We start from the raw sequence: 19,959 nt of genomic DNA, 5'->3' as shown, positions 1-19,959 counted from the left end.
TGCAAAATGAGAAAGGCCGGCGCAAGCCGGCCTTTCTGCATCCGCAAAGCATGCCGCGATCAGCGGTCCAGATACGGTTCCATGCCCTTGTAGCCTTGCTTGTCGAGCGCATCCAGGCGCTTGTCCAGCGAGGGATGGGTCTTGTACAGCTGGGTCAGCCGCTCCGATGACGACCCGAGCGAGGTCATCTTCTGCAGCACCGCGTAGAACACCAGCGGATTGCTGCCGGCGCGCGCCAGGTAGATCCCGGCGGCCTGGTCCGCGCGATATTCGGCGTTGCGGTCGAGCTGCGTGAGCATGATCGCCGCGCCGTTGCGTTCGATGTAGCCGCGCGCCAGGCTGCCGGCCACGCCACCGCCGGTGTTGACCTGGCTCAATGCGGCATCGCGCCCCGCGCCCTGCAGTTCCTGCTTGCGCAGCACTTCGTAATGGTCGCGCTGGACCACGTGGCTGAGCTCGTGGCCCAGCACCGCCGCCACTTCGTCGTCGCTGCCAAGCAGCTGGTACAGGCCGCGGGTGATCAGGATGTAGCCACCCGGCGCGGCGAAGGCGTTGATCTCGCCATCCTCGATCACCCCGAAGGTCCATGGCAGTTCCGGGCGGCTGCTGCGCGAGGCCAGCCAGCGGCCGATCAGGTTGACCCGCTTCTGCATCGCCGGATCCTTGACCAGCGGCGCGGCACCGAGGATGCGCCCGGCGATCATCGGCCCCAGTTCCAGTTCTTCCTGGGCGACTTCGTCTTCCGACTTGCCGATCAGCTTGTCGCCGGATGCGGCGGCGGTAGAGCCCAGCCTGCCCCCGACCGAAGACAGCAGCCCGCGCGCCATCCCGAAGCGCTCGCGCTTCTCGGCCTGGGTGGCGCCGCCCTTGCCCTTCGACTTGCCCGGCTGGTATTCGATCGCGTAGGGCACCTGCGTCGCGGTCCAGCCGCGCTTGGCAGCGGCCTGTTCGGCGGCTTCCGGGGTGGCCCGGTAGGACTCCATCAGCTTCAGTTGTACGGCGTTGAAACTGGCGGCCTTGAGATCGCTTTCGTCGATGCCGCGCACGCTGGCGGTCTCGCTGACGCGACCCTTGCCCGCCTTGCCGGTGAATAGCGCCTTCGCGGCGCCGCCGGTCTCGGTCTTGCCGTAGGCGACGCGCACGTCATTGACTCGCACAAAGCCCGTCTTGCCGCCGTCCAGCGCCAACTGGAACCACAGGCCTTGCTGGCCGCTGACCTTGACCGGCGCGTTCTTCTTGAACGTGGCCACGGTGGGTGCGGCGAAATCCGGCTTGGCATGAGCCTCGATCGAGGGCTTGGCCACGGTCGCCGGGGTGATCGGATCGGCGGCCAGCAGCAGGCCGGATACCGCCACCGCCAGTGCGGCGGCACTCCATCGCATCGTGTTGCGCGTCATCGATCTTCCCCTTCCGCGTGGGTGGTGTCCGTCGCGTCCTCGCTGAATTCCAGCGTGTGCGACGGATGCAGAATATAGCGATTGTCCGCGACCAGCAGCCATTCGTCGGTCGCGTTCAGGTCCTGTCCCAGCAACTCGCGCAGGCGCATGCGCTCGCCGCGGTTGGTGAGGTCGTTGTCGTCGTCGATCTCGGCAACGGAAATGCAGACCATGACCCGGCCATGATCCTCCAGCCGCAGGTCGCCTTCGTTCAGGTCGCGATACAGCTGGTCGAGTTCGCGCTTGGCCGCATGCAGCGCCTGGGTGCGCTCGGTGCCGGTCCAGATCAGCAGCATCAGGTCGTCGAGGATGTCGTGCAGCCAGCTCTTGCGCTCGACGATGCCCTCGATCATCACCGCCTCGCCGCCGGCATACAGCTGCCGGCGCAGCAGGCGGCGGTACTCGCGCTTGCCGCGCACCGCGGCGAACTCGCCGATGTCGCCATTCGGCACGAAACGCAGGCGCGCCATCAGCAGCCAGGGATGCCGCTGCGGGTTGTATTCGTCGCGGTAGTCGTTGTTGCCGATCGCGCGGCCACGCTGCACCGCGGCGTACAGCCGGCACAGGCCGAAGCACAGGCTGACGAAGCCGATGCTGGCGAAGATGTCCACGAACACGCCGAAGAAGCTCAGGCCAAGGAAGGCGATCAGCAGCAGGCTGACGTTGGTGGCCACGAACACGCCATCGACATCCTCGTGCGGTTCGCCGCGCCAGAACGCGTAGCTGGTGAGCAGGACCAGCAGCGCCGCGAGCAGGTACTTGAATGACGTTGGCGGCATCCAGATCGCACTGTCCTGCAGCAAGGCCTCGGTCGCTTCGGCCCAGATTTCCACACCCGGCATCGCGGGGTTCAGCGGGGTCGGCTTGCTGTCGCTGATGCCGGCGGCGGTGTAACCCACCAAAGCCACTGCGCCGCGCAGATTGGGCAGTTTCGCGCCCTTGTCGCACACCGCTTCGCCAGCCAGTAGATCGGCCGCGCTGATGTAGGGCAGTCGGTTGTGTTTGCGCCAGTTCACCCGAAGCTTCGCGGGGTAGATCGAGGTGGGCTTGTTCTGCACCTGCGCAGCCACCCGCGATGGCAGAGTGGGCAACGCCCAGTCGCCGGCCACCTCGTGCAGGGGGACATCGCGCAGTACGCCATCCTGCCCCCGGCTGATATTGGCCAGCGCGGAGTGCCGTGCCATCGCTTCACCGTAGGGAGGCAAGATGGCGACCAGCGGATTTTGCGCTTGCGCCGTCGGATCTGTTCCCAGAGGGAATGCACCGGGAACTGCAGAGGCCCGCAGTTGCGCACCTTCATCGAAGTCGGCTGATTGCCGCTCAGCGGCGAACAGGAAGCGGCCTTCGCCACCAGCAGCGACGGCATCGAGCATGCCATCGCCGTCGGGATCGTCAGGATCGCGGTCGATGAATTGCACATCCACACCGACGGCCTTGACCCCGGCGCGGTCCAGCGCATCCAGCAGATCCGCATGCACCGAGCGCGGCCACGGCCAGCCGCCCAGCCCCTGCGCGCGCGTCCATTCGATCGAGCATTCGTCGATCTCCACCACCACGGTCTTGCCGGACGGTTTCGGCTCGACCGGCCGCAGCTTCACCACGCTGTCGAACAGGCTGTCTTCCGCCGCGTCCAGGCTGCGCCCGTGAGTCCAGTCCCAGCCCAGCCAGCCCAGCGCGGCGACCGCGAGCAATGGATAGAAGGCGAACTTCAGCCGCAGTGCGAGTTTCGACAACGGCCGCCGCCAGCCGCGTTCGACCACCGTCCACGCGTCCATGAACCACACTGCGGCCGATGCCATGACGGCGTCGATGCGGTCCTGCAGGTGCTTGAAGGCGCGGCGTGCCATGCCGGCGGCTCAGCGGTCGCGTTCGACGACGAGGCGGGCCAGCGCGGCCAACGCGGTGGTATCGACATCGAGCGTCGACAGCGCCTGCTGCATCGTATCCGCCAGCGAGGCCAGGCGCGCGCGACTGGCGTCGATGCCGAGCAATGCAGGAAAGGTGGCCTTGTCCTGCGCCGCATCCTTGCCCGCGGTCTTGCCGAGGGTGGCGGCGTCACCTTCGACATCGAGCAAGTCGTCGCGGATCTGGAAGGCGAGGCCGAGGGCATCGGCGTAGCGATCCAGCGCGTCGCGGCTGGCGGCGTCGGCCCCGGCGGCGATCACGCCGAGACGAACCGATGCGCGCAGGAGAGCACCGGTTTTCAGCGCGTGAAGGCGTTCCAGGTCGGCGAGAAGGAAAGTGGGGTCAGAGTGGCCTTTCTCCTGTGAAAGGCCACTCTGACCCCACTTTCCCGTCGCATCGATGTCCAGCGCCTGCCCACCGCACATGCCGGCCACGCCGGCCGCGCGCGCGAGTTCAGCCAGCATCCCGACACGACGATCCGCCGCCAGCGGTGCGTCGGCCAGCGCTTGGAAGGCGAGTGCCTGCAACGCATCACCGGCGAGGATCGCGGTGGCTTCGTCGAAGGCGACATGCACCGTGGGCTGGCCGCGACGGAGAACATCGTCGTCCATCGCCGGAAGGTCGTCGTGGACCAGCGAATAGCAGTGGATCAGTTCGACCGCGACCGCGGCATCGTCGAGTGCTGCTTCATCGGCATCGAAGGCCGTGCCCGTTGCGAAAACCAGCAACGGACGCATGCGCTTGCCGCCGTTGAGAACGCCGTGGCGCATCGCCGCGTACAGGCGTTCGGGCGAGGTCGCAGGATCGGGCAGGGCGAGGTCGAGCGCGACCTCGACGCGCGCGCGCCAAGCCGCGAACGCCGCGTCAGGCATCTTCGCTGGCGTCGAACGGGCGGGCATCGTCGGGGTTGGCCGGGTCGCTGAGCAGGCGCACGCGCAGTTCCGCCTGTTCCAGCGCGGATTGGCAACTGCGATACAGGCCGACGCCGCGCTCGTAGGCGGCCAGCGATTCCTCCAGGGTCATCTCGCCGCTTTCCATGCGCGCGACCAGGTCTTCCAGCGACTGCATCGATTGCTCGAAGTCGGCAACCGGCGAGGTGTCTTGCGGCGGAGTCGTTTTGCGGGCCATGCGCGAAGTTTACGCCAGCACCGACCAGTGCAGCCGCGCTTGGCGTGCGTGCAACCAGTCGGCCAAGGGGGCCGAGAGAATGGCGTCGCCGGCGGCCAGCAGCGTGCCGTCGGCCGCTGACAGCAGCGGCAGGCGTTCGCGCTGCCAGGGCGGGATGCCGACCTCCCGCAGGACGTTCTTCAATGCATGCGAATGGTCGCGGCCCGGCAACACGATGCGTTCGCCACCTTGCCGCGCATGCACCTGCAATGGCTGGTCGAAGCGATCAGCGCCGAGCAGCGAAAGTGTGTCGCCGGTCGGCAACCGCAGTGGCACCGCGCCGTCCCATGGCTGCGTCCAGTGCGCGAGCACCGGATCGCGCATGGAGTCGACATGCAGCAGCGCGCGCCAGCGACGGATGCGCGTGGCGGACCATGTGAAGCAGGCCTCGGCATCGCGTCGTGCGTCGAGGAGGTCGGCTTCGATGCGGGCGATGCCGTTGCCCGGCAGCGGCGGCAAGCCGAGCCCGCCGATCCAGCGACGCAGCACGCGTGCGCGTCGCTCGCGCGGGATCGCACGCAGCGCGTCGATGTCGAGCGTGTATTCATCGCGCATCGTACGCAGCAATGCGGATACGTCATCTGCGTCGAGCAGTTCGACGGCCTGTGCATTCAATCCCGCACAGCGCGCCAGGCTGTCGCTCGCCTGCGGCCAGCGCTGGCGCAGCAGCGGCATCACCGCATGGCGCAGGAAGTTGCGATCGAAGCGTGGATCGCCGTTGCTTGCATCCTCGATCCATTGCAGCCCGTTCTCGTGCGCATAAGCGGTGAGCGCATCGCGCGGGACATCCAGCAACGGCCGCCACAGCCAGCCGTTCGCATGCGCGCGCCACGGCCGCATCGACGCCAGACCGTCCACGCCGGAGCCACGCAAGGCGCGCAGCAGGAAGGTCTCGGCCTGGTCCTCGCGATGGTGGGCGAGGGCGAGGATTTCGTCATCGTCCAATGCCTCTGCGAATGCACGATGGCGCGCGTCACGCGCCGCGCCTTCCAGCCCGAGTCCCGATGCGCGATCTACCTCGACTTGGAAAATCGACTGCGGCACGCCCAGCGCATCGCAGGTTTGCTGGCAGTGCGCAGCCCATGCCTCGGCATGCGGATGCAATCCGTGATGCACATGGATCGCGCGCAGGCCCTTGCGGCGAATGTCGGCATTCGCTGCGAGCAGGTGCAAGAGGACAGTGGAATCCAGTCCGCCGCTGAAGCCGACCAGCACGCCACGACGATCGTCGCGCCGGACCACATCGGCCAACGGCGCGCGCATCGGCGTCAGGAAGCGGTGTCGTAGGCGCCGTAGCCGCGCAGGCGCTCGTAGCGGCGTTGCAGCAAGTCGTCGATTGGCATGCCTTCAAGCGCATCCAGTTCGTTGAGCAGCACGGCCTTCAGTCGCTTGGCCATCTGCACCGGGTTGCGATGCGCGCCGCCGGTCGGTTCGCGCACCAGCTTGTCGATCAGGCCCAGCCCCAGCAGGCGCTTGGCAGTCAGGCCCAGTTGCTCGGCCGCATCCTTGGCCTTGCCGGCATCGCGCCACAGGATCGAGGCGCAGCCTTCCGGGGTGATCACCGAGTAGGTGCCGTACTCGAGCATCAGGGTGCGGTCGCCGACGCCGATCGCCAGTGCGCCTCCGCTGCCGCCTTCGCCGATCACCGTGCAGATGATCGGCACCTTGAGTTCGGCCATTTCCAGCAGGTTGCGGGCGATGGCCTCCGACTGGCCGCGTTCTTCGGCATCGATTCCCGGCCAGGCGCCGGCGGTGTCGATGAAGGTGAGGATCGGCAGGCCGAAGCGCTCGGCCATCTTCATCAGCCGCAGCGCCTTGCGGTAGCCCTCGGGCTTGGGCATGCCGAAGTTGCGGCGGACCTTGGCCTTGGTGTCGCGGCCCTTCTCATGGCCGATGACCATGACCGGGCGGCCGTCGATGCGCGCAAGTCCGCCAACGATCGCGTTGTCGTCGGCGAAGGCACGATCGCCGGCGAGCTCTTCGAATTCGTCGCAGATCACCCGCAGGTAATCCAGCGTGTACGGCCGCGCCGGATGCCGGGCCAGCTGCGAGACCTGCCACGGGGTGAGGTCGCGAAAGATGGTCGCAGTGCGCTTGCGCAGCTTTTCCTTCAGCGTGTGGACTTCGGCGTCGACGTTCACCGCCGGGCCGTTGCTCGCATGCCGGAGTTCCTGGATCTTCGCTTCCAGGTCGGCGATGGGCTGTTCGAAATCGAGGTAATTCGGGTTCATCGGCCGAAGTTTAGCCCAGCGGGCCGGCCATACCGAGCCGTAGGTCACGCAGGCCCGCGCCGGACGCTTGACGCGGGCAAGGGGGCATCGGACGCTGCGGCGATGGAACCCATGCCCATGCCGGCCGCGCCACCCGCCTCCTCGGCGGATGTGCGCGTGCCCTGGCATGCCAGCCTGCGCACGCGGCTGATGCTCTGGGTGGGCCTGCTGCTGGCGTTGCTGCTGCTGGCCGGGTTCGCCACCGCGTTTTACGCCGCACGCGAGCGAGTGATCGCCGATGCCGAGGCGCGTACGCGTTACGAGGCGCGGCAGGCGGCGGATCGGCTGGACGCGACCATGCGCTCGGTGAGGGTCTCCGGCGAGGCGATGATCGAACTCAGCAATCGAGTGACCCTGACCCGCGCCGAATTGCTGGAGGCGATGGAGGCGATGCTCGACGCCAACCCGGCCACGGTGGGCGGCCTGGTCGCGCTGGAACCGGGCGTGCTGGCCGACCGCGCGCCGCTGGCGCAGTACGTCGGAATCGCTGCGCGCGGCGTACCCGACCGCGACCTGCTGGCCGATGGCTACGACCTGGCCGGCCGTGAGTGGTACCAGCGCACCTTGCAGGCGACTGCACCATGGTGGTCGGAGCCGTACTTCAACGAGACCGCCGGCGGGCGCTACATGACCACGCTCAACCTGCCGCTGCGCGACCGCGACGCGAGGCGCATCGGCATGGTCAGCCTGGACGTGCCGGTGCAGGCGCTGTCGTCGTCGCTGGAATCGTTGCGCATGGTCGCCGGCCAGCGCACCGCGCTGTTTGCGCCCGAAGGCACCATTGCCGTGCATCCCGAGCGCGGCATCGCCTTCGCACACGATCTGCCGGGCTACATCGCGAGCGCTGGCCGCAACGACCTCGCCCCGATGGAAGCGGCACGGGCGCAACAACGCGCGCTGCAGTTCACGCATTCTGATCCGCGCAGCAGCCTGGTGCGCTACTCGGTGCTGCAACCAGTCGGGGAGAGCGGCTGGACCCTGCAGCTCTCGCTTGGTCGGGGCGCGATGCTGTCGGGGTTGGACAGCGCGATGCGCATGCTCGGACTGATCGGCGGACTGGTCGCGCTGCTTGCTGCATTGGCGGTGTTGCGGCTGGCGCGACGGATCACCGTGCCGTTGACCGAGCTCACCACCAGTGCGGGTCACTTCGCCAACGGCGAGTTCGACTGGCCGGTGCCGCATGACACGCGTGGTGACGAGGTCGGGGTGATGGCGCGTGCGCTGGAGCGTGCCCGCGATTCGATCCGCCAGCAACTGGACGAGATCGGTCGTTACGCCGCCGAACAGCAGAAACTGCAGAGCGAACTGGATATCGCCCGCGGCATCCAGATGTCGATGCTGCCGCGCGACCGCGATTTCGCCAGTGGCGACATTCGCTATCGGCTGCAAGCCCGGCTGGAACCGGCGAAAGCGGTCGGTGGCGACTTCCATGGCCATTTCCTGCAAGGCGATGACCGGCTGTGGTTCGTGGTCGGCGATGTCTCCGACAAGGGGGTGCCGGCGGCGTTGTTCATGGCACGGGTGGTGACCGTGCTGGAAGTCGCAACCGCTGCCAGCGATGCGCCCGATCGAGTGCTGGCCGATGCCGCGCGTCACCTGTCTGAAAACAATGAGACGTGCATGTTCGCCACCGTGCTGTGTGGCGTGCTGGACCTCGCCACCGGTGATCTCGCCATCGCCAGCGCAGGCCACGACGCCCCGTTGCTGCGGCATGCCGACGGCCGCATCGAACTCATTCCGCTGGAGTCCGGGCCCGCGCTCGGCTTCGATGCGGCCGATGCCTACGCGGTCTGGCGCGGCCGCCTGCAGCCGGGCGATTTGCTGTTCGCCTGGACCGATGGCGTCACCGAGGCTTTCGATGGCGACGACCTCGCGTTCGGCGAGCAACGCATGCATGACGCAGTGTGCGCCGCGGACGGCGCCGCCGATGCCTGCGACGGCATGTTGATCGCGGTGCATGCCTTCGCGTCCGGTGTGGCGCAGTCGGACGACATCACTGTGTTCGGCATCGATTGCACCTCGCAGCACGGGCAGGCTGCGTGGTCGATGGCGCTCCACGTTCCCGGCGAACGCGGACGACTGGCGGACGCATTGGCCGGGATCGAGGAACACCTGCACGCAAACGGCATCGACAAGGCTCGCATCCACGACGTGCAGCTGATCGTCGAGGAGTTGCTCTGCAACGTCATGGACCATGGTGCTGCTGCCGGTGCGGATGCAATGCGGCTCGACGCGACGATCGATGATGGACGCATCATCCTCGACATCCGCGACAACGGCACCGCCTACGATCCATTGACGCATCCCGCACCCGATCTCGATGCCGACCTCGACGATCGGCCGATCGGCGGACTCGGCATCCACCTGGTGCGCGAACTCTCGCAGGATGCGCGCTACCATCGGGACGACGGCTGGAACCACATGCGCGTCGTGCTGGATGCAACCCTTCCCCCCACCTGACGCCCACGCGAATCCATGGCCATTTCCGTCCGCATCCATCCCCTGCACCCGAATGGCAGCCAGCGCGTCGAGATCGGTGGCCGTCTGGACACGCATACCTACAGCGAACTCGACGACCGCCTGACCCTGGTACTGGCGGCGAAGGTGCAATCGCTGGTGCTCGACCTGGCGCAACTGGAGTACGTGAGTTCGGCCGGCGTGCGTTCGATCTTCCGCGCGCGCAAGTTGCTGTCGGCGCGTGGCGGCACGCTCGTGCTGGCGAATACCCAGCCGCAGGTGCAGAAGGTGTTCGACATCGTCAAGGCGGTGCCGTTGAGCGAGATCTTCCGCAGCGTGCAGGAAGCCGACGCCTACCTCGACAAGATCCAGAAGCGCATCGTCGCCGGCAACCAGGACGACTGAGCGCGGGTCAGTTCACCCAGGGCTTGGCCAGGGTCACGCTGACCGCGTCCACGCCCGGCAGGTTGCGCAGCAGTCCGGGCAATGCCGCATCCACGCGCAGGCCGCGGCCACCGTTGACGGTCAATCGGCCGATGCCGACGGCGGTGATCGCCTCGATCAAGACCGGCGTCGCGCCCGCATGCGTCTGCAACATGCGTTCGAACTGCTGCAGCGCGTCCGGCTGGCGCAGGTCGATGCGGATCGACACGCGTTGCGCACGTTCGCCGCACAACTGGGTGAAGTCCCAGCATCGGCTTGCGCGCAAGGCGAAGCCGCCACTGAATTCGTCCTCGCGCAGGTCGCCTTCGACCACCAGGATGCGGTCGCGGGTCAGTAGTGGCGCGTACTCCTTCCACTCGTCGCCGAAGAACGCGCATTCGATCCGGCCGCGCCCGTCTTCCAGGTGCACGAAGGCCTGCGAATCGCCGCGTTTGCGCATGCCGACCACTTGCCCCGCGACCACCGCCTGCATCTGCTGCCGCCAGCCCCGGCGTGCTTCCTGCGGACGCGCTTCCCACAGCGCATCCAGCGACGACAGGTCATGGCCGACCAGCCGCTGCAGTTCGTCGCGGTAGGGATCCATCGGATGCCCGCTGAGGTAGTGCCCCAGCGTTTCGCGTTCGCCCTGCAGCTTCTGCGCGAGCGGCCAGTCGCCGCATTCGGGCAGGTCGATGTGGATGTCGGGCGCGCCGCTGGCATTGCCGAACATGTCGACTACGCCGGCATCGCGGTTCTTCGCGATCTGGTCGGTGGCCTTCAACACGTCCGGCAACTGCAACATCAGCGAGGCGCGGTTCTTCGCCAGCGCGTCCATCGCGCCGCCATGGATCAGCGCTTCCAGCGTGCGCTTGTTGAGGCCGGCGGCATCCACGCGCTTGCAGAAATCCAGCAGGTCGGAGAACGGCCCGGCTGCGCGTGCGGCAACGATCGCCTCGCAGGCGCCACGGCCCACGCCCTTGACCGCACCCAAGCCGTAGCGGATCACCCGCTTCGGCGGCGCGCCCGGATTCGAATGATCCGGATCGGCGGCCTCGAACATGTAGCCCGACGCGTTCACGTCCGGCGGCAACACGTTCAAGCCACGCGTGCGTGCTTCATCGAGGAAACCCACGACCTTGTCGGTATTGTCCATGTCCGACGACAGCACCGCGGCCATGAATTCGGCCGGGTAATGCACCTTCAGCCACGCAGTCTGGTAGGCGACCAGTGCGTACGCGGCCGAGTGCGACTTGTTGAAACCGTACTCGGCGAACTTCTCCATCAGGTCGAAGATCTGCGTCGCCGTGCGCGGGTCGACGCCGCGCTCGGCGGCGCCGGCCTCGAACTTGCTGCGCTCCTTCGCCATTTCCTCGGGCTTCTTCTTGCCCATCGCGCGGCGCAGCAGGTCGGCACCGCCCAGCGAATACCCGGCCAGCACCTGGGCGATCTGCATCACCTGTTCCTGGTACACGATCACGCCATAGGTCGGCGACAGCACCTGCTCCAGCGCCGGATGCGGGTAGCTGACGTCCTCGATCCCGTGCTTGCGGTCGCACCATTGCTTGTCCATCCCGCTGCCCAGCGGACCGGGGCGGAACAGCGCGGCCAGCGCGATGATGTCCTCGAACGTGTCCGGCTTCGCCCGCTTCAGCAGTTCGCGCATGCCGCGCGATTCGAACTGGAACACCGCGACGGAATCGCCGCGCGCGAACAGCTCGTAGGTGGGCTTGTCGTTCAGCGGCAACGACATGATGTCGAACATCGCCTCGCCGGCCGCCGCGCGGCGTGCGTTGATCGCCTTCACCGCCCAGTCGATGATGGTCAGCGTGCGCAGGCCGAGGAAGTCGAACTTCACCAGGCCGATCGATTCGACGTCGTCCTTGTCGAACTGGGTCACCGGGTTGCGGCCCAGGCCGTGACCATCGTGTTCCGCGAACAGCGGGCAGAAGTCCTGCAGCGGCGTTGGCGCGATCACCACGCCGCCGGCGTGCTTGCCGGCGTTGCGGGTCAGGTCTTCCAGTTGCAGGCCCAGATCGACCAGGTCGCGGACGTCGTCCTCGGCGTGGTAACGGTCGCGGAATTCGCTGACCACGCGATCCGGTTCTTTCAGCGCGCGTTTGCCGATCCCGATCGCGTCTTCCAGCGTCATCGGGTCGGTGGGTTGCAGCGGGATGAGCTTGGCCAGCCCGTCGACGAAGCCGTACGGGAAGCCGAGCACGCGGCCGGCGTCGCGCAGCACCGCCTTCGCGGTCATCGTGCCGTAGGTGATGATCTGCGAGACGCGATCGCGGCCGTACTTGCGGGCGACGTAGTCGATCACCTCGTCGCGCCGATCCATGCAGAAGTCGATGTCGAAGTCCGGCATCGACACGCGTTCGGGGTTGAGGAAGCGCTCGAACAGCAGGTCGTAGGGCAGCGGATCGAGGTCGGTGATGCCAAGTGCCCACGCTACCAGCGAGCCGGCACCGGAACCGCGACCGGGCCCGACCGGAATGCCGTGCTGCTTGGCCCAGTTGATGAAGTCGGCGACGATCAGGAAGTAGCCCGGGAAGCCCATCTTGACGATGACGTCCAGCTCCAGCTCCAGCCGCGCGTCATAGTCCGCGCGGGTCTTGCCTTCGGCCAGCGGCGCCTTTTCGAGCCGCTTCGCGAGGCCGTCGCGCGACTGGCTGCGGATCCAGCTGTCCAGGGTCTCGTCGCCCGGCACCGGAAACGCCGGCAGGTAGTACGTGCCCAGTCGCAGTTCCAGGTTGCAGCGCGCCGCCAGCGCCATGGTGTTGTCCAGGGCGTCCGGTGCGTCGGCGGCGAACAACGCGGCCATTTCGTCGGCGGACTTGAGGTATTGCTCCGCGCTGTAATCGCGCGGGCGACGGCTGTCGTCGAGCACGCGACCGCTGGCGATGCACACGCGCGCCTCGTGGGCATCGAAGCCCTCGGCATCGAGGAAACGCACGTCGTTGCTGGCGATCACCGGGATGCCGCGGCGCGCGGACAGGTCCAGCGCGAAAGCGTTGAAAGCGTCTTCGCCACCGCGTCCGGTGCGCAGCAGTTCCAGGTGCAGGCGCTCGCCGAATTTCGCTTGCAGGTCGGCCAGCGCCTGTTCGGCCAGGTCATGCCGGCCGGAGGCGAACAACTGGCCGGGTTGCGAGTGCGGCCCGGCGATCGCGAACAGGCCGGCGTTGTCCGACAACCACGCGGGGCGTGCGACCACGCCATCGACGCGATGGCCTTCCATCCATGCGCGGGTCAGCAGTTGCGAGAGGCTGAGGTAGCCGTCGTTGTCGCGGCACAGCAGGGTCAGGCGCGAAGGCGCGGCGGTGCCCTCGGCGACCAGCACGTCGGCGCCGGCGATCGGCTTGATCCCGGCCTTCTCCGCGTCCTTGTAGAACTTGACGAGCGCGAACAGGTTGTTCTGGTCGGTGATCGCGACCGCCGGCAAGCCGCGCGCCGCGCAGGCCGCGACGAGCTCCGGGATGCGGATCGTCGAATCGACCAGCGAGTACTCGCTGTGCAGGTGCAGGTGTGCGTAACGGGCGGTCATTGCGTTTCCGCAGGATCAATGCCCAGCGTAGGCGTGGTCCGGGGGCGGGGCAAGGCTTGACAGTTTGGCGTTCCGGCGCGACCTCAGCACGATGCGGGATCGGCCAGCAAATCACCTTGCAGGGCTGCGCCACCCAGGTTGCGCACCGGCGCGAAACTGCGCCGATGCTGCGGGCACGGTCCGTGTTCACGTAGCGCCCTCAGGTGGGCCGGGCAGGGGTAGCCCTTGTGCTGGTCGAAGCCGTAGTGCGGATACAACGCATGCAGTTCGTGCATGGCGCGGTCTCGTGCCACCTTGGCCAGGATCGACGCAGCCATGATCGTGCGGTCGCGCGCATCGCCGCCGATCCAGGCCTCGGCCGGGCAGGGCAGGTCCGGCGGCAGGCGATTGCCGTCGATGCGGGCGCAATCCGCCATGTGCGCGACGCCCAGCAGCGCTTCGCGCATGCCATGCAGGGTGGCGTGGTAGATGTTGCGGCGGTCGATCTCGGCGGGTTCGATGAAGACGATCTTCCAGGCCAGCGCGCGCTCGATGATGCGCGGGTAAAGCGCCTCGCGCCTGCGCGCAGTCAGCGCCTTGGAGTCGTCGAGTCCGTTCACCGGCGTGCGCCCCGGCGGGAATACCACGGCGGCCACCACCACCGGCCCCGCCAGGGGGCCACGCCCAGCCTCGTCGATCCCGGCGATGCGCGGGGTCACGCGGGCGTTGCCAGCAATCCGGCAACCGCATCGGCAGCGCGTGCCGACGCATCGCGACGCAGGCTCTGGTGCATCGCGAGGAACGTCGGTTGCAATGCCGCCACCGCGTCGGCATCACGGAACCAGCGCAGCAACGCGGCGTGCAAGTTCGCCGGCGTGCAATCGTCCTGCAGCAACTCGGGCACCAGCGTTTCGCCGGCAAGCACGTTGGGCAGGCTGACGTGCGTGGACTTGAGCAGGCCGAACGCCTTGACGATGGCGTAGGTCAGGCCGGAGATGCGATGGCCGATCACCATCGGCCGCTTGCAGAGCATCGCTTCCAGCGCGGCAGTGCCGGAGGCCAGCAACACCACGTCGCTGGCGATCATCGCCGCCTGCGCCTCGCCGTCGAGCACGCGCAGCGCCGGCGAATCGCCGATGAGCGCGTCGATCGCGGCACGACACTGCGCATTCGCGGCGGGGACCAGCACGCGCAGGCCGGGGACGTCGGCCTGCAGCAATCGCGCGGCTTGCAGGAACGTCGGCAGCATGCGGGTGATCTCGCCCAAGCGGCTGCCGGGCAGCAGCGCAAGCAGCGGCGCATCGAGCGCTTCCCCCAGTGCCATGCGCGCGCCATCGCGATCCGGCTGCAACGGGATGGCATCCGCCAAAGGGTGGCCGATGAACACCGCATCCACGCCATGCCGTGCATAGATCGGCGGCTCCATCGGGAACAGGCAGAGCACGCGATCCGCGCTGGCACCGATCTTGGCCGCGCGGTTCTCGCGCCACGCCCACACCGACGGGCTCACGTCATGCACGGTGCGCACGCCGCGCTGCTTCAGCCAGCGCTCCACGCCGAGGTTGAAGTCGGGCGCGTCGATGCCGATGAAGACATCCGGCTGCCACTCCAGCACGCGCTGGCGAAAGGTCTTGCGCAGCTTGAGCAGGCGCGGCAGGTGCGCGAGCACTTCGGCCAGGCCCATCACCGCCAGCTCGCTGGCATCGAACCAGGTCTCCATGCCGGCCGCGCGCATCGCATCGCCGCCGATGCCGGCGAATTCGGCATCCGGGAACCGTGCGCGCAATTCGTCGATGAGCCCGGCGCCGAGCTGGTCTCCGGAGGTCTCGCCAGCGCAGAGGGCGATGCGGAGGCTCATGCTTTTCCTCGGATTCGATCCGCGTCGTGCCGGGTGCCGGGGTATTTCCCAACGCGTTCGCTGGCGCGACCGCACTCCCCGATACTCGCTTTGTTGGAAAACACCCCGGCACCCGGCACGACGCTACCTGAGTGGCTCACCGCAGCAGCGGCCGCTCGCCGCGTTCGATGAAGTCCAGCATCGCGCGCACATCGTCGCTGCCGCTAGCCGCGATCTCGCCGAGTTCGGACTTGGCTTCGTCCAGTTTCGCGTCGCCCATGTACAGCGCGCGATAGGCACGCTTGATGCTGGCGATGCGGCCGGCATCGAAGCCGCGGCGCTTCAGGCCTTCGGCATTGATGCCGCGCGGACGCGCGTATTTTTCCTGCGCCACCATCAGGAACGGCGGTACGTCGCCGTTGACGAACGCACCCATGCCGATGAACGCGTGATCGCCGATCCGGCAGAACTGGTGCACCCCGGCGAAGCCGCTGAGGATCACGTGGTTGCCGACGGTGACGTGGCCGGCGAGGGTCGCGTTGTTCGAGAACACGCAGTCGTTGCCGATGATGCAGTCGTGGGCGACGTGGCAGTAGGCGAGGATCCAGTTGCGGTCGCCGATGCGGGTCACGCCGCCACCATCGCCGGTGCCGCGGTTGATGGTGACGAACTCGCGAACCACGTTGCCGTCGCCGATCACCAGTTCGACCCGCTCGCCGCGGTATTTCTTGTCCTGTGGCTCGCCGCCGATCGCCGCATGCGCGTGGAACACGTTGTCGCGGCCGATCCGGGTCGGTCCTTCGATCGTGCAATGCGGGCCGATTCGGGTGCCGTCGCCGACTTCCACGCCCGCGCCGATCACCGCGTACGCACCGACCTGCACACCCGTGCCCAGCCGCGCATCGGGATCGATGACGGCGGTGGGATGGACCAGGACGGACGCGGCGCTCATTCGCGTGCGGCGGCGCAGAGAATCTCGGCGCAGGCGGCCTGTTCGCCATCGACGCGGGCGATGCCCACGTATTGCGCCATGTTGCGGATGCGGCGCTTCAATTCGACTTCCAGCTCCAGGCGGTCGCCCGGCACCACCATCCGATTGAAGCGCGCGTTGTCGACCTTGACCAGGTAGAACGTGTCCTTGCCGATTTCATTGGGGTCGCGCGAGAGCTGGGTCAGCAGGCCGCCGGCCTGCGCCAGCGCTTCGACCACAAGCACGCCGGGCATCACCGGGCGGCCGGGGAAATGGCCGGTGAAGAATGGCTCGTTGCAGGTCACGTTCTTGTAGGCCAGCACGCGCTTGTCCTTCTCGAACTCAAGGACGCGGTCGACCAGCAGGAACGGGTAGCGGTGCGGCAGCAGGCGTTCGATCTCCGGGGTGTTCACCGGCAGGGTCACGCGGAAAGGTGTCTCGGTCATTCCTGGTCCTTGTCGCTTGCGCCGGCGCGTGGGTTCGCGCGGGCCATGCGGTCGAGTTGCTTGAAGCGCGCTGCGCTCTTGCGCCAGCTGCGATTGTCCATCAATGGCGTGCCGGACGAATACTCGCCGGGCTCGCGGATCGAATGCGTCACCAGCGACATCGCGGTGATCACCACGCGGTCGCAGACATCGAGGTGGCCGAGGATGCCGGCGCCGCCGCCGATCAGGCAGTAGCGCCCCACGCGCGCGCTGCCGGCGATCGCCGAACAGCCGGCCATCGCGGTGTGCGCGCCGATTCGCACGTTGTGGCCGACCTGGATCTGGTTGTCCAGGCGCACGTCTTCCTCGAGCACGGTATCGCCCAGTGCGCCGCGGTCGATGGTGGTGTTGGCGCCGATCTCGCAGTCGTCGCCGACCACCACGCCACCCAGTTGCGGGATGTTGAGCCAGCGGCCGTGTTCCATCGCCAGGCCGAACCCGGCTGCCCCCAGCACCGCACCGGGCAGGATCCGCACCCGCTTGCCCAGCCGCACGCGCGCCACCAGCGTCACCCGCGCCTGCAGCTCGCAGGCTTCGCCGAGTTCGCAGTCGTCGCCGATGACACAACCAGGGCCGACTACTGCACCCGCGCCGATGGTCGTGCGCGCGCCGATGCTGGTGAACGGGCCGATATGCGCGTCCGCCGAGACCTCGGCAGACGGATCGATCGCGGCGCTTGGATGGATGCCGGGTTCGCGCGCGGGCAGGCGCTCGAACAACGCGGAGATCCGTGCGAAGGCGGCGTAGGGATCACGCGCCACCAGCGCGGTGCCGACGAACGCGATGGCGTCGTCCTCGCGCAGCACGACCGCGCCGGCCTGCGTCTCCGCGAGTTGCGCGCGGTAACGCGGGTTGGCGAGGAAGCCGAGTTGCGTCGGCGTGGCGTCGGCAAGGGTGCCGACACCGGTGATGTCACGATCCGGGCCGCGCAGGACAAGCCCGAACCGGTGCGCCAGTTCGGAAGCAGCGAAGACTGGCGCGATCATCGGGATGCCCCGTCAGAGCTGGCCGCCGAAGTTGAACTGCAAGCGTTCGATCTGGTCGCCGTCCTGCTTGCGCAACGGGAAGGCGTAGCTGATCGACAACGGCCCCATCGGCGAACGCCAGAGCAGGGAGACGCCGGTGGACACCCGCAACTCGCCGGCATCGAAATTGTCGAACCCGTTGTAGACATTGCCGAAGTCGAGGAACGCCGAGACTCGCGCTGACGGGCTGTCGAACAGCTTCGGGAAGATCGCCTCCACCGTGCCCGCGACGAGCAACGAGCCACCCAACGGCTGGCGGAAGCCCGTCACCGTGCCATAGGACGGGCCAAGCGTATTGTCGACGAAGCCGCGCACCTTGCCGCTGGACGAAATGCCGCCTGCATAGAAGTTCTCGAAGAACGGCAGGCCGCTGGCGGTGACCGTCTTGTCGTAGTCGGGCGAGGTCGGCAGGCAGGGGTCGGTCGGCGCAGGTCCGGGCACCACCGTGTCCAGAACGCCGTCGTTGTTGCTGTCGATGATGGTGGGCGCGGTGTAGCAGAGATTGCGGGTGAAGTCCTTGCCGTAGGAGTCGCCGTAGCCCAGGTTCATTCCGGTCTTGAGTACCAGGGCCTGGCTCAACGGCCAATACTTGGCGAAGTCGTAGGAGATCTTGAAGTACTCCACGGTCGAGCCCGGCAAGGCGATTTCCGCCGACAGGTTCTGGATGGTGCCGACCACCGGGGTGAAGTAGTTGTTGCGGGTGTCGCGGCCCCAGCCGACCTGCGCGCGCCAGGAATGGAAGGTCTGGTTGCCGACCGCACTGATGTAGTCGACCAGCGGTGGCGGGGTGGAGCCCGGGAATGCCAGGATCTCGTTGGAATCGATGCCGAACATCAGCGAGACCGAGTCGCTCTCGCTCAGCGGCAGGCCAAGGAACACCTGCGCCGCACCGCTGTTGGTGGAATACGAAGCCACGTTGAAGCTGGAGTAATCGAACTCGCGCCACCACAGGTTGTAACCCAGCGACAGGCCTTCGTCGGTGAAGTACGGATTCATGAAGGAGAAGTCGTAGCGCTTTTGGTAGGCGCTGCGCGAGACCGACATCGAAACCCGGTTGCCGGTGCCGAGGAAGTTGTTCTCCGACAGTTGCAGCGACAAGTTGATGCCGGACAACTGCGAATAGCCGACGCCTGCGGCGATGCTGCCGGAGGTGGTTTCCTTCACCGTGTAGACCACGTCGACCAGGTCATCGGAGCCTGCGACCGGCTCGTTCTCGACGCTGACTTCCTCGAAATAGCCGAGGCGGTCGAGGCGGATCTTGCCGCGGTCGATCGCCGCCTGCGAATACCAGCTGCCCTCGAACTGGCGCATCTCGCGGCGCAGGACGGTGTCGGCAGTGCGGGTGTTGCCCTTGAACACGATCCGGCGCACGTTGACGCGCGGGCCGGGCTGCACCTGGAAGTCGATGCCGACGGTGCGCTTGTCGCGGTCGATCTCCGGAACCGGGTTGATCTTGGCAAAGGCATAACCGATGTTGGACAGGCGCGCGGAGATTGCATCCGTCGCCAGTTCCAGAAGCCCGCGGGAGAACGTGGTGCCGGGGCGGATGAAGGAAACGATGGTCTCGATCTCTTCCTTCGGCAGCACGGTTTCGCCGGACACGGTGACGGCGGAGATGCTGTACACCTCGCCTTCGGTCATGCCGGCAGTCAGGTACATGTCCTTGCGGTCGCCGCTGATCGCCACCTGGGTCGAATCCAGGCTGAAATCGACGTAGCCGCGATCGAGATACCAGGCGTTGAGCTTCTCGATGTCGCCGGACAACTTCTCGCGCGAATACTGGTCGTCGCGCTTGTACCAGGACAGCCAGTTGCTGGTGCGCGATTCCCAGTTCTTGGTGATGTCCTCTTCGGCGAAGGCTTCGTTGCCGATCAGGTTGATGTGGCGGATCTTCGCGGCCTTGCCTTCCTTGACGTTCAAGGTCAGGTTGACCCGGTTGCGATCCAGCCGCTCCACGTTTGGCGTGATCGTGACGCTGTACTTGCCGCGGTTGTTGTACTGGCGATTCAGTTCCTGGGTCACGCGGTCCAGGTTGAGCTGGTTGAAGGTCTCGCCTTCGGCCAGGCCGATGTCTTTCAGGCCTTTCAGCAGGTCTTCGGTTTTCAGGTCCTTGTTGCCGACCAGGGTGAGCTTGTTGATCGCCGGGCGCTCGACCACGGTGATGACCAGGATGCCGCCCTGGTGGTCAAGGCGGACGTCCTCGAAGAAGCCGGTCTTGTAGAGCGCGCGCAGGGCCTCGGCCGACTTCGCCTGGTCGAGGGTGTCGCCGCGCTCGACAGGAAGGTAAGTGAAGACAGTACCTGCGCCGATGCGCTGCAGGCCGTCGATGCGGATGTCGCTGACCGTGAACGGTGCGAACGCCGTCTGTGCCCAGGCCGGCATCGAGAGCGCCGTGGCGAGGGCAAGGGCAAGCAGGCGGCGGGGCGTGGGTCGGGTCATTCGGAGGATCCGGTTGCGGGGGGCT

At 67.2% G+C, this 19,959-nt stretch carries 15 protein-coding genes; 2 read left to right on the top strand and 13 right to left on the bottom strand.

From position 1 onward, the window contains the following. Positions 1-59: 59 nt before the first annotated feature. From H9L16_RS00300 to H9L16_RS00275, 6 genes are read right to left on the bottom strand one after another with little or no spacing between them, the layout of a single operon-like run. On the bottom strand, positions 60-1,397 hold the full coding sequence (locus H9L16_RS00300; protein WP_187552654.1) for a M48 family metalloprotease: 1,338 nt from the start codon (positions 1,395-1,397) through the stop codon (positions 60-62). Then, positions 1,394-3,283, bottom strand: a complete 1,890-nt coding sequence (locus tag H9L16_RS00295; RefSeq protein ID WP_187552653.1) for a CHASE2 domain-containing protein — start codon at positions 3,281-3,283, stop codon at positions 1,394-1,396. The genes H9L16_RS00300 and H9L16_RS00295 overlap by 4 nt, the downstream gene beginning before the upstream one ends. A gap of 9 nt (positions 3,284-3,292) precedes the next feature. Beyond that, positions 3,293-4,213: a polyprenyl synthetase family protein gene (locus H9L16_RS00290; protein WP_187552652.1), complete on the bottom strand. Its 921-nt coding sequence runs from the start codon at positions 4,211-4,213 to the stop codon at positions 3,293-3,295. Then, positions 4,206-4,469, bottom strand: coding sequence for an exodeoxyribonuclease VII small subunit (locus H9L16_RS00285; protein ID WP_187552651.1), 264 nt, complete (start codon positions 4,467-4,469; stop codon positions 4,206-4,208). The genes H9L16_RS00290 and H9L16_RS00285 overlap by 8 nt, the downstream gene beginning before the upstream one ends. Positions 4,470-4,478: 9 nt before the next feature. Further along, positions 4,479-5,771, bottom strand: a complete 1,293-nt coding sequence (gene tilS / locus H9L16_RS00280) for a tRNA lysidine(34) synthetase TilS (RefSeq protein WP_187552650.1) — start codon at positions 5,769-5,771, stop codon at positions 4,479-4,481. A 5-nt stretch (positions 5,772-5,776) separates the two neighbouring features. Then, positions 5,777-6,739, bottom strand: coding sequence for an acetyl-CoA carboxylase carboxyltransferase subunit alpha (locus H9L16_RS00275; RefSeq protein ID WP_187552649.1), 963 nt, complete (start codon positions 6,737-6,739; stop codon positions 5,777-5,779). Between the two features lie 102 nt (positions 6,740-6,841). On the opposite strand from H9L16_RS00275, the gene H9L16_RS00270 reads away from it, so the two are divergent. Together H9L16_RS00270 and H9L16_RS00265 are read left to right on the top strand one after the other, a co-directional pair. Further along, positions 6,842-9,238 carry a SpoIIE family protein phosphatase gene (locus H9L16_RS00270; protein ID WP_187552648.1) on the top strand — a complete coding sequence of 799 codons (2,397 nt, stop codon included), beginning with the start codon at positions 6,842-6,844 and terminating at the stop codon, positions 9,236-9,238. Positions 9,239-9,253: 15 nt separating this feature from the next. After that, positions 9,254-9,640 carry an STAS domain-containing protein gene (locus tag H9L16_RS00265; RefSeq protein WP_187552647.1) on the top strand — a complete coding sequence of 129 codons (387 nt, stop codon included), beginning with the start codon at positions 9,254-9,256 and terminating at the stop codon, positions 9,638-9,640. Between the two features lie 7 nt (positions 9,641-9,647). Here H9L16_RS00265 and dnaE read toward each other — a convergent pair whose 3' ends face one another. The 7 genes from dnaE to bamA all read right to left on the bottom strand — a co-directional run bounded on the left by dnaE (position 9,648) and on the right by bamA (position 19,934). After that, entirely contained in the window at positions 9,648-13,199 is a 3,552-nt protein-coding gene (gene dnaE, locus H9L16_RS00260; protein WP_187552646.1) for a DNA polymerase III subunit alpha, read from the bottom strand. Between the two features lie 83 nt (positions 13,200-13,282). Continuing rightward, positions 13,283-13,915, bottom strand: a complete 633-nt coding sequence (locus H9L16_RS00255) for a ribonuclease HII (protein ID WP_187553969.1) — start codon at positions 13,913-13,915, stop codon at positions 13,283-13,285. Further along, positions 13,894-15,036: a lipid-A-disaccharide synthase gene (lpxB, locus tag H9L16_RS00250; RefSeq protein WP_187552645.1), complete on the bottom strand. Its 1,143-nt coding sequence runs from the start codon at positions 15,034-15,036 to the stop codon at positions 13,894-13,896. Before lpxB ends, H9L16_RS00255 begins: the two co-directional genes overlap by 22 nt. Before the next feature lie 136 nt (positions 15,037-15,172). Then, positions 15,173-15,967 carry an acyl-ACP--UDP-N-acetylglucosamine O-acyltransferase gene (lpxA, locus tag H9L16_RS00245; protein WP_187552644.1) on the bottom strand — a complete coding sequence of 265 codons (795 nt, stop codon included), beginning with the start codon at positions 15,965-15,967 and terminating at the stop codon, positions 15,173-15,175. Then, positions 15,964-16,431, bottom strand: coding sequence for a 3-hydroxyacyl-ACP dehydratase FabZ (gene fabZ, locus H9L16_RS00240; protein WP_187552643.1), 468 nt, complete (start codon positions 16,429-16,431; stop codon positions 15,964-15,966). The genes lpxA and fabZ overlap by 4 nt, the downstream gene beginning before the upstream one ends. After that, positions 16,428-17,456 (bottom strand): UDP-3-O-(3-hydroxymyristoyl)glucosamine N-acyltransferase, encoded by a 1,029-nt coding sequence (gene lpxD / locus H9L16_RS00235; protein WP_187552642.1) that lies wholly within the window; start codon positions 17,454-17,456, stop codon positions 16,428-16,430. The genes fabZ and lpxD overlap by 4 nt, the downstream gene beginning before the upstream one ends. Before the next feature lie 12 nt (positions 17,457-17,468). After that, positions 17,469-19,934: an outer membrane protein assembly factor BamA gene (gene bamA / locus H9L16_RS00230; RefSeq protein WP_187552641.1), complete on the bottom strand. Its 2,466-nt coding sequence runs from the start codon at positions 19,932-19,934 to the stop codon at positions 17,469-17,471. Between the last annotated feature and the right edge of the window lie 25 nt (positions 19,935-19,959).

The sequence above is a fragment of the Thermomonas carbonis genome (assembly GCF_014396975.1).
Taxonomy (GTDB): Bacteria; Pseudomonadota; Gammaproteobacteria; order Xanthomonadales; family Xanthomonadaceae; genus Thermomonas; species Thermomonas carbonis.
Note: the sequence above shows the minus strand (reverse complement) of the source record. Positions and strands in the feature narration are given on the sequence as shown.

Excerpts from the sequence above, each read along its gene's own strand:
- H9L16_RS00275 (WP_187552649.1), bottom strand. The coding sequence starts at position 6,739 with ATGAACCCGAATTACCTCGATTTCGAACAGCCCATCGCCGACCTGGAA.
- H9L16_RS00265 (WP_187552647.1), top strand. The coding sequence starts at position 9,254 with ATGGCCATTTCCGTCCGCATCCATCCCCTGCACCCGAATGGCAGCCAG.
- lpxD (WP_187552642.1), bottom strand. The coding sequence starts at position 17,456 with ATGATCGCGCCAGTCTTCGCTGCTTCCGAACTGGCGCACCGGTTCGGG.
- lpxB (WP_187552645.1), bottom strand. The coding sequence starts at position 15,036 with ATGAGCCTCCGCATCGCCCTCTGCGCTGGCGAGACCTCCGGAGACCAG.
- H9L16_RS00295 (WP_187552653.1), bottom strand. The coding sequence starts at position 3,283 with ATGGCACGCCGCGCCTTCAAGCACCTGCAGGACCGCATCGACGCCGTC.
- H9L16_RS00300 (WP_187552654.1), bottom strand. The coding sequence starts at position 1,397 with ATGACGCGCAACACGATGCGATGGAGTGCCGCCGCACTGGCGGTGGCG.
- lpxA (WP_187552644.1), bottom strand. The coding sequence starts at position 15,967 with ATGAGCGCCGCGTCCGTCCTGGTCCATCCCACCGCCGTCATCGATCCC.
- H9L16_RS00290 (WP_187552652.1), bottom strand. The coding sequence starts at position 4,213 with ATGCCTGACGCGGCGTTCGCGGCTTGGCGCGCGCGCGTCGAGGTCGCG.
- fabZ (WP_187552643.1), bottom strand. The coding sequence starts at position 16,431 with ATGACCGAGACACCTTTCCGCGTGACCCTGCCGGTGAACACCCCGGAG.
- tilS (WP_187552650.1), bottom strand. The coding sequence starts at position 5,771 with ATGCGCGCGCCGTTGGCCGATGTGGTCCGGCGCGACGATCGTCGTGGC.
- H9L16_RS00270 (WP_187552648.1), top strand. The coding sequence starts at position 6,842 with ATGGAACCCATGCCCATGCCGGCCGCGCCACCCGCCTCCTCGGCGGAT.
- H9L16_RS00285 (WP_187552651.1), bottom strand. The coding sequence starts at position 4,469 with ATGGCCCGCAAAACGACTCCGCCGCAAGACACCTCGCCGGTTGCCGAC.
- dnaE (WP_187552646.1), bottom strand. The coding sequence starts at position 13,199 with ATGACCGCCCGTTACGCACACCTGCACCTGCACAGCGAGTACTCGCTG.
- bamA (WP_187552641.1), bottom strand. The coding sequence starts at position 19,934 with ATGACCCGACCCACGCCCCGCCGCCTGCTTGCCCTTGCCCTCGCCACG.